At 66.7% G+C, this 13,719-nt stretch carries 12 protein-coding genes; 6 read left to right on the top strand and 6 right to left on the bottom strand.

What is annotated here, in order from left to right; all coding sequences use genetic code 11:
• The first annotated feature begins 155 nt into the window (after positions 1 to 155).
• The 6 genes from lptF to rsmA all read left to right on the top strand — a co-directional run bounded on the left by lptF (position 156) and on the right by rsmA (position 8,082).
• On the top strand, positions 156 to 1,343 hold the full coding sequence (gene lptF, locus TSB10GB4_RS09150) for an LPS export ABC transporter permease LptF (RefSeq protein ID WP_186395488.1): 1,188 nt from the start codon (positions 156 to 158) through the stop codon (positions 1,341 to 1,343).
• Positions 1,343 to 2,449 (top strand): LPS export ABC transporter permease LptG, encoded by a 1,107-nt coding sequence (gene lptG, locus TSB10GB4_RS09145; protein ID WP_186395487.1) that lies wholly within the window; start codon positions 1,343 to 1,345, stop codon positions 2,447 to 2,449. Before lptF ends, lptG begins: the two co-directional genes overlap by 1 nt.
• Positions 2,449 to 4,890, top strand: a complete 2,442-nt coding sequence (locus TSB10GB4_RS09140) for an LPS-assembly protein LptD (protein WP_244570866.1) — start codon at positions 2,449 to 2,451, stop codon at positions 4,888 to 4,890. The genes lptG and TSB10GB4_RS09140 overlap by 1 nt, the downstream gene beginning before the upstream one ends.
• A 405-nt stretch (positions 4,891 to 5,295) precedes the next feature.
• Positions 5,296 to 6,213 (top strand): peptidylprolyl isomerase, encoded by a 918-nt coding sequence (locus TSB10GB4_RS09135; protein ID WP_208984612.1) that lies wholly within the window; start codon positions 5,296 to 5,298, stop codon positions 6,211 to 6,213.
• A gap of 10 nt (positions 6,214 to 6,223) precedes the next feature.
• A complete protein-coding gene (pdxA, locus tag TSB10GB4_RS09130) occupies positions 6,224 to 7,243 on the top strand; it encodes a 4-hydroxythreonine-4-phosphate dehydrogenase PdxA (RefSeq protein ID WP_186389285.1) in 1,020 nt (339 codons plus the stop codon).
• Complete coding sequence (rsmA, locus tag TSB10GB4_RS09125) at positions 7,240 to 8,082, top strand: 16S rRNA (adenine(1518)-N(6)/adenine(1519)-N(6))-dimethyltransferase RsmA (protein WP_186395486.1); 843 nt, start codon at positions 7,240 to 7,242, stop codon at positions 8,080 to 8,082. The genes pdxA and rsmA overlap by 4 nt, the downstream gene beginning before the upstream one ends.
• A 9-nt stretch (positions 8,083 to 8,091) precedes the next feature.
• Here rsmA and gmk read toward each other — a convergent pair whose 3' ends face one another.
• The 6 genes from gmk to fabG all read right to left on the bottom strand — a co-directional run bounded on the left by gmk (position 8,092) and on the right by fabG (position 13,681).
• On the bottom strand, positions 8,092 to 8,787 hold the full coding sequence (gene gmk / locus TSB10GB4_RS09120; protein ID WP_186395485.1) for a guanylate kinase: 696 nt from the start codon (positions 8,785 to 8,787) through the stop codon (positions 8,092 to 8,094).
• 16 nt (positions 8,788 to 8,803) lie between these two features.
• Positions 8,804 to 9,700, bottom strand: a complete 897-nt coding sequence (locus TSB10GB4_RS09115) for a YicC/YloC family endoribonuclease (protein WP_208984610.1) — start codon at positions 9,698 to 9,700, stop codon at positions 8,804 to 8,806.
• Positions 9,701 to 9,754: 54 nt separating this feature from the next.
• Positions 9,755 to 10,933, bottom strand: a complete 1,179-nt coding sequence (mltG, locus tag TSB10GB4_RS09110; RefSeq protein WP_186389282.1) for an endolytic transglycosylase MltG — start codon at positions 10,931 to 10,933, stop codon at positions 9,755 to 9,757.
• Between the two features lie 155 nt (positions 10,934 to 11,088).
• Positions 11,089 to 12,354 (bottom strand): beta-ketoacyl-ACP synthase II, encoded by a 1,266-nt coding sequence (gene fabF / locus TSB10GB4_RS09105; RefSeq protein ID WP_186389447.1) that lies wholly within the window; start codon positions 12,352 to 12,354, stop codon positions 11,089 to 11,091.
• A 60-nt stretch (positions 12,355 to 12,414) separates the two neighbouring features.
• The gene (locus tag TSB10GB4_RS09100; protein WP_186389281.1) at positions 12,415 to 12,651 is read right to left on the bottom strand and encodes an acyl carrier protein; all 237 of its coding nucleotides are present in this window, start codon (positions 12,649 to 12,651) and stop codon (positions 12,415 to 12,417) included.
• A 292-nt stretch (positions 12,652 to 12,943) separates the two neighbouring features.
• Positions 12,944 to 13,681 (bottom strand): 3-oxoacyl-[acyl-carrier-protein] reductase, encoded by a 738-nt coding sequence (gene fabG, locus TSB10GB4_RS09095; RefSeq protein ID WP_186389280.1) that lies wholly within the window; start codon positions 13,679 to 13,681, stop codon positions 12,944 to 12,946.
• Positions 13,682 to 13,719 lie beyond the last annotated feature (38 nt).

The raw sequence follows: 13,719 nt of genomic DNA, 5'->3' as shown, positions 1-13,719 counted from the left end.
GTATTTACCTAAACTGCCGCCTAATCGGATGCGGACCGGCGCCCGGCCGGCCGCACGATGACGCGGGCCGCGGCTGCCGCCCCAACACCAACGCCTCTGTAGCGGCCGACGACTTTGTGGCAGAAGCCCCCAGGGGCTTACGTGACGCGGACCTGATGACAACGTTCGAGCGGTATGTTTTCCGGCGGCTCTCAGCCGTCTTCCTGGTGACGCTGGCGGCACTGGCCGGCGTCGTCTGGGCGACGCAGGCGCTGCGCCAGCTCGACCTCGTCACCGCCAAGGGCCAGACCATCGTCCAGTTCATCGGCATGACCATGCTGGCCATGCCCTTCCTGGTGCAGGCGATGGCGCCGTTCGCGCTGCTGATCGCCATGCTGGTGGTGCTCAACACCCTGTCCAACGACAGCGAACTGATCGTCATCAACGCGTCCGGCGCCTCGCGCGCGGTTCTGCTGCGCCCGATTCTGGTGTTCGCCACCGTGATCAGCCTGTTCAGCGCCTCGTTGTCGCTGCTGCTGGCTCCCGCCGGCCTTGCCGCCCTGCGCGACGAGATCACCCAGGTGCGCGTCGACCTTGTCGCCAACATCGTCCGGCCGGGCCGCTTCATCGGCATCGAGGACGGCCTCACCTTCCATATCCGCAACCGCGGCGGCGACGGCCAGTTGGAAGGCCTCCTGATGCATGACGAGCGGGCCGAGGACACGGTCTTCACGTATGAAGCCGCGCGCGGGCGAATCGTCGAAGCCGCCGACCGCACGCTGCTGGTGATGCAGGACGGCACGATCCAGCGGCGCAATCGCGGCAACGGCAGCATCTCGATCGTCCGCTTCCAGTCCTATGCCTTCGACCTGTCGAGCATGGTGCCGACAAGCACCGTCTCCACCTACAAGGCGAGCGAACGCTCCACCCTCGACCTGCTGTCGCCGGACCCTGAAGACGTCTACGCGGCCGAGAACCGCACCCGGCTGATCGCCGAACTGCACGACCGGTTGAGCCAGCCGCTCTATCCGCTCGCCTTTGCGCTCATCATCTTCCTGTTCGCCGGCGAGCCCAAGACCACCCGTCAGAACCGCCACGCCGCAACGCTGGCCGCGCTGGTGTCGGCAATCCTCCTGCGCACCGGCGGTTTCGGCATCCTGACTCTCGTTCCCAGCATGCCGGCGGCCCGTTTCGCCCTCTATCTCCTGCCGCTCGGTGCCATTGTCCTGGTCGGCTGGATGGTCGCGATGGGTCGCAAGCCTCGCTGGATGGCGGCGATCGGCAGCCTCGCCGAGCGCATCGGCGAGCGGATCGAGGCCCTGGTCGCCCGGCTTCAGGGCCAGCAGCAGGGGGGCGCCGCCTGATGCTGTCGTCCCTGCGCTCCGGCCACACGCTCGCGGTCTATTTTGCCCTGCGCTTCGTCAGCGCGATTCTCGGGCTGTTCCTGCTGGCCGCGGTGCTGATCTTCATCTTCGACGCGCTGGAACTGCTGCGCCGGGCGGGCGACCATGAGGGCGCCGGGTTGCTGCGGATCGGCGCCATCTCTCTGCTGCGCGTTCCGCAACTGATGGAACAGGTGCTGCCCTTCACCGTCCTGTTCGGCGCGATCGCCGCCTTTCTCGGGCTCAGCCGCAAGCTGGAACTGGTCGTCGCCCGCGCCGCCGGTGTCTCCGTCTGGCAGTTCACGGCCCCTGCCCTTGTCGTCGGCCTGCTGATCGGCATCAGTGCGGTGCTCGTCTACAACCCGCTGGCCGTCACCCTGCGCACCCAGTCGGACGAACTCGCCTCCGGCATCTTCGGCCGCGAGCAGAACTTCCTGCTGCAGACGACCGGCGACATCTGGCTGCGGCAGGACGGCTCCGAAGGCGAATCCGTTCTGCACGCCAAGCAGATCCTCAACTCCGGAGAGCGGCTGCTGGGGGTGACCCTGTTCACCTTCGATCGGAAGGGCCGGTTCCAGGAGCGCATCGAGGCGGCGGAGGCGACGCTGGGAGACCGGACATGGCGCCTGGCGGACGCGACGGTCTATACGACCGGCAGCGATCCGAGCACCCATGAGAGCTACGCGGTCTCCACCTACCTGACGCCGACAGAGGTCCGCGAGAGCATCGCGGCACCCGAATCCATCGGTTTCTGGGACCTTCCGCGTGTGATCGAATTGTCACAGCGCGCAGGATTGCCCGCATATCGGTATTCGCTTCAATATCAGACACTTCTGGCAAGACCCGCACTTTTGGCCGCAATGGTGCTGATCGCGGCCTGCGTTTCCCTCAGGGTTTCCAGAATGGGCGGTATCGGCCGCCTGATTCTGGGTGGAATCCTCGCCGGGTTCGTGCTTTACGTTCTGTCGGAGCTCGGCAAGGACCTGGGTGGCGCGGGAATCGTGCCTCCGGTCATTGCCGCGTGGGCACCTGGAGTGTTTGGAGTCTTGATGGGGATCACGATCCTCCTGCACCTGGAGGACGGCTGATGGTCTTGGCCGTTCCTGCAAGCATGACCGATCGGCAGATCTGCCCGCGCCGCGCCGGCCGGGCGGGCGCATCCCCGCGTGCGCGCTCGTTGCGCGCCTCGATGCTTGCCGGCACGCTGCTGTCGGGTACGGCGCTGGCACTGGCCCTCGGCCTCGCCGTCACGCTGCCGCCGCGTCCCGCCCTTGCCCAGAGCAGCGCCTTCGATTCGCTCGGCGCGCAGGTCGATCCGGCCGAGCCGCTGCTGCTTGAGGCGGATGAGCTGCGCTACGACTTCGACCGGGACATCATCTCGGCCGTCGGCAATGTGCAGATCTATTATGGCGGCAACACGGTGGAGGCCGAGCGCGTCGATTTCGACCGCCGCAACAACCGCCTGCGCGCCAGCGGCAATGTCCGCCTGACGGAGCCGACCGGCAATGTCCTGCGGGCCGCGTCCATGGACCTGTCCGAGGACCTGCGCGACGGCTTCGCCAGCGCGCTGCAGCTCGACACGCTGGAGCGGACCCGCTTTCTGGCCGATGGCGCGCGGCGCGAGGACGGCAACCGCACCACCTTCGACAACGGTCTCTACACGGTCTACACCAGCGACCAGAATCCGCCGGAAAAGCCGCCTCTGTGGCGCATCCGGGCGCAGACCATCGTCCACGACCAGCAGGAACAGACGATCGAGTTCGAGAAGGCCTCCTTCGAGTTCTTCGGCAAGTCTCTCGTCTACCTGCCCTATCTGTCACTGCCCGACCCCAGCGTGAAGCGCAAGTCGGGCCTGCTGATCCCCTCCTTCGTCTATGGCAGCCGGGTCGGGGCCGGCATGCGGATTCCCTATTACTTCGCCATCGACCAGTCCCGCGACCTGCTGCTCTCCGCCACACCGCTGACCAAGCAGGGCGTGCTCGGTCAGTTCGACTGGCGCCAGAAGCTGATCGACGGCGCCTATTCGATCCACGGCGCCGGCATCTTCCAGGCGCAGCCCGGCGAATACGTCACGACCAGCGGCGATCGCCGTTTCCGCGGCGTGATCGCCTCGGAGGGCGAGTTCGACATCAACGAGCGCTGGAAATGGGGCTGGGACCTGTCCTGGCGCACCGACCGCTCGTTCCTGCGCGACTACAAATTCGCCTCGCTCGGCAATGCCAGCGATGTGTCGAAGCTCTATCTGACCGGCCAGACCGAGCGGAACCGTTTCGATCTGCGCGCCTATGCCTTCCGCATCTCGCAGGAGGATTATGCCGCGCTGCCGGGCTTCAACGCGCCGGGCTTCCTGCCCGTCGGCAGTCGCCTGCAGGACAAGCAGCCCTTCGTTCATCCGGTGCTCGACTGGAACTACATCTTCGAGAACCCGATCGCCGGCGGCGAACTGTCGATGACCGGCAATCTCACCAGCCTGACGCGCGACCAGACCGACGCCATCAACATCGGCGGCGTCACCCGCTTCCGCGGCGTCGAGGGCACCTTCACCCGCGCCAGCCTCGAGACCGAATGGCGCTCGACCCTGATTGATTCCTTCGGCCAGGTGTTCACGCCTTTCGCCTATGTGAAGGGCGACCTCTATTTCCTCGCCTCGCAGGACAAGAACGTCGCGGCGATGACCGACGAGAGCTTCGTCGGCCGTGTCATGCCCGCCGTCGGCATCGATTACCGCTTCCCGTTCATCGGCACCTTCCAGGGCGGCCACCAGATCTTCGAGCCGGTGGCCCAGGTGATCGTGCGCCCCGGCGAGACGCGCATCGGCGAGTTGCCCAACGAGGACGCGCAGAGCATCGTCTTCGATTCCACGACCCTGTTCGAATACGACAAGTTCTCCGGCTTCGACCGCAGCGAAGGCGGCACCCGCGCCAATGTCGGCCTGAAATACAGCCTGAACCTCGACCAGGGCTACAATATCAGCGCTCTGTTCGGCCGCTCCTTCCATCTGGCCGGCACGAACTCGTTCAAGCAGGCCGATATTCTCGGTGCGACCACCAGTTCAGGTCTTGCCACCAATTACAGCGACTATGTCGGCAGCCTATATTTCGACACCCGACACGGCTTCCGTCTCGGCGCGCAGGCCCGCTTCGACCACAAGAGTTTCTCGGTGCGTCGCGGCCAGGTCGAGGCAACGGGCATCTACGGTCCCGTCACCGGCAACCTCGCCTATGCCTATCTTTCGGCTCAGCCCAACCTCGGCATCACTACTCCGCGCGAGGAGATCATCGGCTCGGCCAGCCTGCGGCTCCAGGAAAACTGGCGCGTGTTCGGCTCGATCCGCTACGATCTGGAGCGGCGGAACATGGTGCGCGACAGCTTCGGCATCGGCTATGACGACGAGGGCTTCTCGCTCTCCTTCGCTTATTCGCAGGACCGCAGCCGCAACAACGGCCAGACGACGGATACGTTGCTCTATTTCCGCTTTGGGCTGCGCACGCTCGGCGATACTCAGTTCTCGACCACCGGAAGCAACTAGTAGGGCGCATTTGACGTTTGTCCCCGGCCGGCCGCGAGCGCCAGTTCAGATGTCGAGTTGACAAGCCTTACTGGAAACATGGGTTCACTGGTGGCCCCTTTGCTTCCGGCACTTGCTCCCGGACCCGCAACTCCGGGATGCATATTCTGGAATGCGGACCGCTGGCACTTACGGAATGCTGTCGCATCGACGGATTTTGGCCGTTTTCTGGTGTCACAGCAGTCCGGCTGGACGAACTGTGAAGCCGTCCGGGCCAGGGGCAGGTGCACGCGCCCCTCGCCATCGCCACGCAAACCTCGCCACGTCCGCAAGGCCGTGCGGGACAGGCGGAAGACCGCCAGCATAGGCGACGGGACGAGATGACACTGGACGCGGCGATACTCGACGCGACGACAGGGGGAATGAATGACTGCAAAACGCTGGATGCTCGCGGGCCTGGCGCTTCTGATCGCCGCCACCGTTTCCGGCGGACCGCTTTCCGCGCAGACCGCCATCAAGGTGATCGTCAACAACAAGCCGATCACCACCTATGACATCAATCAGCGGGCCCAGCTCCTGCGCCTGACCGGCAGCCGCGGCGGCGCCAAGCAGGCCACCGAGGAGCTGATCGACGAGGTCCTGAAAATGGACGCGGCCGAACGCGCCGGCATCCGGATCAGCAAGGCCGACGTTGACGACGCCTATGCGACGCTTGCCACCCGCGTGAAGCTGACGCCGTCGCAACTGACACAGGCGCTTGGGCAGTCGGGCATCAAGGCCGACACAATGCGCCGCCGCATCCAGGCAGAGATCGCCTGGACGCAGCTCCTGCGCGCCCGTTTCCAGGCAGAGGTGCGCATTTCCGAATCCGACGTGATCGCCGCCCTGCGCAAGCAGGAGGACAAGAGCAGCGACACCAGCATGGAATATCGCATCCAGCCGATCGTCTTCGTGGTCCCCGCCAAGACGTCCGCCGCCAACAAGAGCCAGCGCCGCCGCGATGTCGACACGTTCCGCTCGCGCTTCTCGTCCTGCAACGAGGCCCAGGCGCTCGCCAGCGAGTTCCGCGAGGTGGTGGTGATGCCGATGGTGACCCGCCTGGAGACCGAGCTGCCGCCCACCGTCAAGACGCAGTTGGACAAGACCGCCGTCGGCAAGGTGACCGCACCCGAGGACACGTCGAAAGGGTTCGAGGTCTTCGCCGTCTGCGACAAGCGCGAAATCGCCAGCAATGCGGCGGCGCGCATGGAGATCGAGGACGAATTGCGCAACAAGGAAGGCGAACAGCTCTCTCGGCGTTACCTGCGCGAATTGCGCGGTCGCGCCATCATCGACTATCGCTGAGCCGCCCGGCATGCGCACCAGCCTCCGCCCTCTGGCCGTCACCCTCGGAGATCCGGGCGGCATCGGTCCCGATGTCGCCCTCGCCGCCTGGATGAGCCGCGTCCAGCGCGAGCTTCCTCCCTTCTACATCCTGGCCGATCCGGCCTTCCTCACCGCCCGTGCGATCCGTCTCGGGCTGGATGTGGCCATTGCCGAGGTCACGCCGGAGGAGGCGCTGGAAGCCTGGAGCGAGCGCCTGCCCGTCGTGCCGATCGGCCACGAGATACCGGATCGTCCGGGGGTTGCCGATCCAGCCAACGCCGCCGCCGTGATCGCCTCGATCGACCGCGCCGTCGCCGACACGCAGCAGGGGCGCGCGGCGGGCCTCGTCACCAACCCGATCAACAAGAAAGCGCTCTACGACGCCGGCTTCACCCATCCGGGACACACCGAGTATCTCGGCGAGTTGGCGCGGCGCGCGGGAGCGCAGGACGCGACCCCGGTGATGCTGCTGGCCGGTCCCGACCTGCTGGTGGTGCCGGTCACCGTCCACATCCCGCTGCACAACGTGCCGAAGGTGCTGACCAGCGACCTCATCGTCGATGTCGGGCGCATCGTCCACCGGGACCTTGTGCGGCGTTTCCGCATCGACGCGCCGCGCATTGCCGTCGCCGGCCTCAACCCGCATGCGGGCGAAGGCGGGACGATCGGCTACGAGGACGAGGAGATCATCGCCCCGGCGGTGGCGCGCTTGCGCGCCATGGGCATCGATGTTCGCGGCCCCCTGCCCGCCGACACCATGTTCCATGCCGAAGCCCGTGCAAGCTATGACTGCGCCCTGGCCATGTATCACGACCAGGCGCTGATTCCGGCCAAGACGCTCGCCTTCCACGAGGCGGTGAACGTCACCCTCGGCCTCCCCTTCGTGCGCACCTCGCCCGACCACGGCACCGCCCTCGGCATCGCCGGCACCGGCAGCGCCCGGCCCGACAGCTTCGCCGCTGCGGTCCGGCTTGCCGCCGTGCTCGCCGATCCGGGCCTGATCGAATGAGCCAGATCGACGACCTGCCGCCGCTGCGCGATGTCATCCGCATCCACGACCTGCAGGCCCGCAAATCCCTCGGCCAGAACTTCCTGCTCGACCTCAACCTGACGCTTAAGGTCGCCCGCACCGCCGGCGACCTGAGCGATTGCACGGTGCTGGAGGTCGGCCCCGGGCCGGGCGGCCTCACCCGCGCCCTGCTGGTGGCCGGCGCCAGACGCGTCGTGGCGGTGGAGAAGGACCCGCGCTGCCTGCCGGCGCTGGCGGAGATCGCCGAACGCTATCCCGGCCGGCTGGAGATCCTGGAAGCGGATGCGCTCACCATCGATCTGGAGCGCATCGCAGATGGCGGGCCGCTGAAGATCGTCGCCAACCTGCCCTACAATGTCGGCACCCAGCTTCTCGTCGACTGGATCACCAGCCCGCGCTGGCCGCCGGCCTGGCAGTCGCTGACGCTGATGTTCCAGAAGGAGGTGGCCGAGCGCATCGTTGCCGCTCCCGCCAGCAAGGCCTATGGCCGCCTCGGCGTGCTGGCCGGCTGGCGCTGCCACGCGACGCTGGCGTTCGAGGTCGGACCCAAGGCCTTCACGCCGCCGCCCAAGGTGACCTCGGCGATTGTCCACCTCACCCCGCGGAAGGCGCCGCTCGACTGCGATCTGACCGCGCTCGAACGCCTCACGGCCGCCGCCTTCGGCCAGCGCCGCAAGATGCTGCGGGCGAGCCTCAAGCCGCTGGCCGCCGATGCGGAGGCGCGCATTGCCGCAGCCGGCATCGCGCCGACCCAGCGCGCCGAGCAACTGGACATTGCCGATTTCGTGAAACTCGCCAACGCTTTCGCGAACGGATAAGCGAGACGCTCAGGCCTCGCCTGTCTCGCGCTTCAGATCCTCGACCATGCCCTCGATGAACGGGCCGATGGCGGGGCTGCGTTCGCGCCGCAGGCGTTCGGCGCGCAGGATCGACAAGGCCCCCTCGAAGGCGGTCTGCAGATCGTCGTTGACGATCACATAGTCGTAGTCCTGCCAATGCTTCATCTCGCCCACAGCCGTCTTCAGGCGGCGCTGGATGACATCCTCGGCATCCTCCGCCCGCCGGTGCAGGCGCGACTTCATCTCGGCGATGGACGGCGGCAGGATGAACAGCGACACCACATCGGAGCGCATCTTCTCGTAGAGCTGGAACGTGCCCTGGATGTCGATGTCGAAGAGCACATCGCGCCCGCCCGCCAGCGCCTCCTCGACCGGATCGCGCGGCGTGCCGTAATAATTGCCGTGCACCTCGGCCCATTCGAGCAGTTCGCCGCGATCGCGCATCTGTTCGAAACGCTCGCGCGAGATGAAGTGATAGTGCACCCCTTCGATCTCGCTCGACCGGCGCGGCCGGGTCGTCACCGAGACCGAAAGCGTGAGGCTGGTTTTCTCGCGATCGAGAAGCTGGCGCGCGATGGTCGACTTGCCCGCCCCCGAGGGAGAGGACAGCACCAGCATCAGCCCGCGCCGACGCGCCTCCGCCTCCCTGGAGGTGACCACCGTTCCGCCATTCCGTGTCGTCATGCCCGCCCCGTCCCCGTCATTCCAGGTTCTGAATCTGCTCGCGCATCTGGTCGATGACCGTCTTCAGCTCCAGCCCGATCGCCGTCAGCTCCGTGCCGTTCGACTTGGAACACAGCGTATTGGCCTCGCGATTGAACTCCTGAGCCAGGAAGTCGAGCCGCCGCCCGACCGGCCCGCCGGCGTCGAGCAGTTCGATCGCCGCCTGGACATGGGCGACAAACCGGTCCAGTTCCTCGCGAATGTCCGCCTTGGTGGCGAGCAGCGCCGCCTCCTGATGCAGCCGTGCCGCATCGAGCGCCATGCTGCTGCCGACAAGCGCCTCGACCTGCGCCGCCAGCCGCGCGCGGATCGCCTCCGGCGCCCGGCAGGGCGCGGCCTCGGCCTGGCGGGTCAGCTCGGCAATGGTCGCAAGCTGGCCGCGCAGCACGGTGGCGATGGCCGCCCCCTCGCTGCGGCGCATGCGGATAAGCTCCTCGAGCGCGCTGTCCAGCGACGCCTTCAGCGCCGCCAGCATCGCCTCGCGCTCGGCCGGAACCTCTTCCGGTTCCTTCCATTCGATGACGCCGCGCTGCGCCAGGATGCCGTCAAGCGCGACGGGGGCCGCGTCCGGCAGCCGTCGCCGTACGGTCTCCAGCGCGGAGAGAACCGCGTTGAGCGCCGCCTCGTTGATCTGCGGCACCGCTTCGCCCTGACTGCGCTGGTAGCTCAGCCCGATGGTGACATTGCCGCGCGTCAGATGGCGGCCGGCTGCTTCCCGGCAGACGCCTTCCAGCTCCTCCAGCCCGTTCGGCAGGCGCATGCGCAGGTCGAGACCCTTGCCGTTGACCGAGCGCAGTTCCCAGGTCCAGCGGGCCGCGCCAAAGGCACCTTCGGCGCGCCCGAAACCTGTCATGCTGGAAAGCGGACGTGCCATGTCACCACCTGTCTCAAGCGACCCGGAAAACCGAGGCTCTCGCCATCCTCGAGATCAACCGCCGCTGCCGCTGCTCGCGGGCTGGTCCTGGGCTTCCCGCTCCCGGCGCTCGCGCTCCACCTGGCGCCAGCGCGCGACATTGCGCTGATGCTGCTCGTAGGTCTCGGCGAAGACATGTCCGCCCGTGCCATCGGCCACGAAGTAAAGATCCTTGGTGCGCGAGGGATTGGCCACCGCCTCCATCGCCGCGCGCCCCGGATTGCCGATCGGTCCCGGCGGCAGACGGTCGATCTGATAGGTGTTGTAGGGGGTTCGGGTGTCGAGCTGCGAGCGGGTGATCGCGGAGCGATCCTGCAGCCAGGCCTCGCCGCCATAGATCCCATAGAGGATGGTCGGATCGGACTGCAGCCGCATGCGCTGGCGCAGACGGTTGACGAAGACGCCGGCGACCCGCGGCCGCTCGTCGGCCCGCGCCGTCTCCTTCTCGACGATGGAGGCCAGCACCACCAACTCCTCCGGCGTCTCGACGGGCAGACCTTCCGTGCGCCGATCCCAGATGTCGGCCAGCGCCTTCGCCTGTGCGTCCTTCATCTGCTGGATGATCTGGGCCCGCGTCGTGCCGCGCGTGAACGTATAGGTCTCCGGCAGCAGCGAACCTTCCGCAGGGATCTCGTCAAGCGGGCCGGTCAGCACCGGATGCTCACGCACCCGGGCGACGACCTGGGCGCTGCTCCAGCCCTCGGGCACCGTCACCGTGTGGTAGACCGCCTTGCCGCCGACAAGGTCCTCCATCACCTGACGCATCGAGACGCCCGGCGCGAAGGCATATTCGCCGGCCTTCAGTCGGGCGGCGTTCTTGTAGGCCTGGACACCGGCCCAGAACACGTTGGAATCCTCGATGACACCCTGGTTCTCCAGCGTGTCGGCGATCACCCGCAAGCCGCTGCCGGAGGGAATGATCACGGTCTTCTCGACCGTCAGCGGTCCGGGCGAGTCGAACTCCGCCTTGCCCCAATAGAGCAATGCGCCCGTGCCGATCACCACCAGGAGGGCCAGCGACAGCAGGGCATTGATGACGATGACGAACGGATTGCGGACATGCCGCGAGCGCAGCGGCGGCGGCGGAGCCGGCTCGGGCTGGATCGCCTCGCGCGGGCTCTTGGGATTCGGGCGATAGGGCGCGTCCTCCTCGCGGGAGGCGGTATCGGGCTCTCGGCCTGGCGTCTCGGTCATCTGTCCTGTCCGGTCCTTTTGATCGAGGCAATGGACACGCCACTTGGCCCGAAATTATGGCCAAACCGGGAAAGACTGGGCTTCCCGGCGCAAGTGCGGACCAGTTGCGCCGGCGGAACAGACATCCTGCTCCCGCCCGGCGGCGGAAGCTCCTGTCAGGCAGCGACCTTGCGGAACACCAGCGATGCGTTGGTGCCGCCGAAGCCGAAGGAGTTCGACAGCGCGGTGTCGACGGTCATCCGCTTGGCCACCTTCGGGACCAGGTCGATCTCGGTGTCGACGGACGGATTGTCGAGGTTTATCGTCGGCGGGACGATGCCGTCCCGGATCGACAGCAGCGAGAAGATCGCCTCGATGGCGCCGGCGGCTCCCAGCAGATGGCCGGTCGACGACTTGGTCGAGGACATGGTCAGCCGCGCCGCGTTGTTGCCGGCCAGCCGCTGGATCGCGCCGAGTTCGATCTCGTCGCCGAGCGGCGTCGAGGTGCCATGGGCGTTGATATAGTCGATATCCGACGCGGCAAGGCCGGCCCGCTTCAGCGCCGCCTGCATGCAGCGATAGGCGCCGTCGCCATCGGCAGCCGGAGCGGTGATGTGATAGGCGTCGCCCGAAAGACCATAGCCGACCACCTCGCCATAGATCGTCGCGCCGCGCGCCTTGGCATGCTCGTATTCCTCGAGCACGACAATGCCGGCGCCCTCGCCCATGACGAAACCGTCGCGATCCTTGTCATAGGGCCGCGAGGCGGCTTCCGGGCGATCGTTGAAGCCGGTCGACAGCGCCCGCGCGGCGGCAAAGCCCGCCAGCGACAGACGGCAGACAGGCGACTCTGCTCCGCCCGCCACCATGATGTCGGCATCGTCCAGCGCGATCAGCCGCGCCGCGTCGCCGATGGCATGGGCGCCGGTCGAACAGGCCGTCACCACCGCGTGGTTCGGCCCCTTCAGGCCGTGGCGGATGGAGACATAGCCACTGACCAGATTGATCAGCCGGCCGGGAATGAAGAAGGGGGAGATGCGCCGCGGACCCTTGTCGCGCAGCACATGGGCAGTGGCCTCGATGCCCTGCAGGCCACCAATGCCGGAGCCGATCAGGACGCCGGCGCGATTCTGGTCTTCCGCCGACTTCGCGGTCCAGCCGCTGTCGCGGATCGCCTGTTCTGCGGCCGCCATGCCGAAAATGATGAACTCGTCGACCTTGCGCTGTTCCTTCGGATCCATCCAGTCGTCCGGATTGAAGGTTCCGTCCGACCCGTCTCCGCGGGGGATCTGGCAAGCGATCTGACAGGCGAGATCGTCGACCTCAAAATGGCTGATGCGGGAGGCCCCGCTCCTGCCCTCGAGAATTCTGGCCCAGCTCTCCTCGACACCGCACGCCAAGGGCGTGACCATGCCAAGGCCGGTAACGACTACTCGCCTCATCATGAACCTGTATCTGGCGCGTCGGGCGGACACGAAGCCCGCCCGATGCGGAAAACTGTATCAGCCGGCGTTCTTTTCCAGGAACTTCACGGCGTCGCCGACGGTCAGGATCGTCTCGGCGGCATCGTCCGGAATCTCCACGCCGAACTCTTCCTCGAAGGCCATGACCAGCTCGACGGTGTCGAGGCTGTCGGCGCCCAGATCGTCGATGAAGCTCGCCTCCATGGCAACTTTGTCGGCATCGACGCCGAGATGCTCGATAACGATCTTCTTTACCCGATCCGCGATGTCGCTCATTTCAGAATTCCTCAGTTGCTTCCAACGGTTTTCGCTAGTTCAGCGCTCAGCGCCGCACCTCGTACCCGATCTCCGGAACGCGATGCCGGAACGAGGCGAATGGGATCCAGCCCGCACCATGCCCGAGCCGGCAACCTTGGCCGGCCGGACAGGCCGCGCCCGAGCGCCGATCATTCGTGAACGGGTTCGCTGGCCGGCGGGTTCGTAACACACTTTATGGGGCTTGACCAGCCGGCGCGCCAAGCTGCGAAACGCCAGTTCCACAGGGCCCGCTCCGTCCGGGTTTGCCAAGTCAAATCATAGCCATACCGCCGTTGATGTGCAGCGTCTCGCCGGTCACATAGGCCGCTTCCTCGCTGGCAAGATAGAGCGTCGCCGCGGCGATCTCCTCCGCCCTGCCGAGACGGCCAGCCGGCACCGTGGCAAGGATCGATTCCTTCTGCTTGTCGTTGAGCGCGTCCGTCATCGGGGTTTCGATGAAGCCGGGCGCGATCGTGTTCACCGTAATGTTGCGCGAGGCGACCTCGCGCGCAAGCGACTTGGCCATGCCGATGAGGCCGGCCTTGGCCGCCGCATAGTTGCCCTGGCCCGCATTGCCGGTGACGCCGACCACGGAGGCGATGTTGACGATGCGGCCGTAGCGGCGGCGCATCATGCCCTTCACCGCAGCGCGGCACAGGCGGAAGCCGGCGGTCAGGTTGACCTCGATGACGTCATCCCACTCTTCATCCTTCATGCGCATGAAGAGGTTGTCGCGGGTGATGCCGGCATTGTTGACGAGAATGTCGAGCTGGCCCATGGCCGCCTCGGCAGCCGGCACCAGCGCATCCACCGCTGCCCGGTCGGAGAGGTTCGCCGGCAGGACATGCACACGCTCGCCGAGATCGGCGGCCAGCGCCTCCAGCTTCTCGGCGCGGGTTCCGGACAGCGCGACCGTGGCGCCGCGCGCATGCAGGGTTCGGGCGATCGCCTCGCCGAGGCCACCGGTGGCGCCGGTCACGAGCGCGGTCTTGGAAGTCAGGTCGAACATGGGTCTTTGTTCCTTGTCTTGCGATGCGCGCCTTGCTG

Origin of the sequence: Stappia sp. TSB10GB4 (genome assembly GCF_900185745.1) — a bacterium.
In the GTDB taxonomy this organism is placed as follows: Bacteria; Pseudomonadota; Alphaproteobacteria; order Rhizobiales; family Stappiaceae; genus Stappia.
This window is presented reverse-complemented; position numbering and strand designations above follow the sequence as displayed.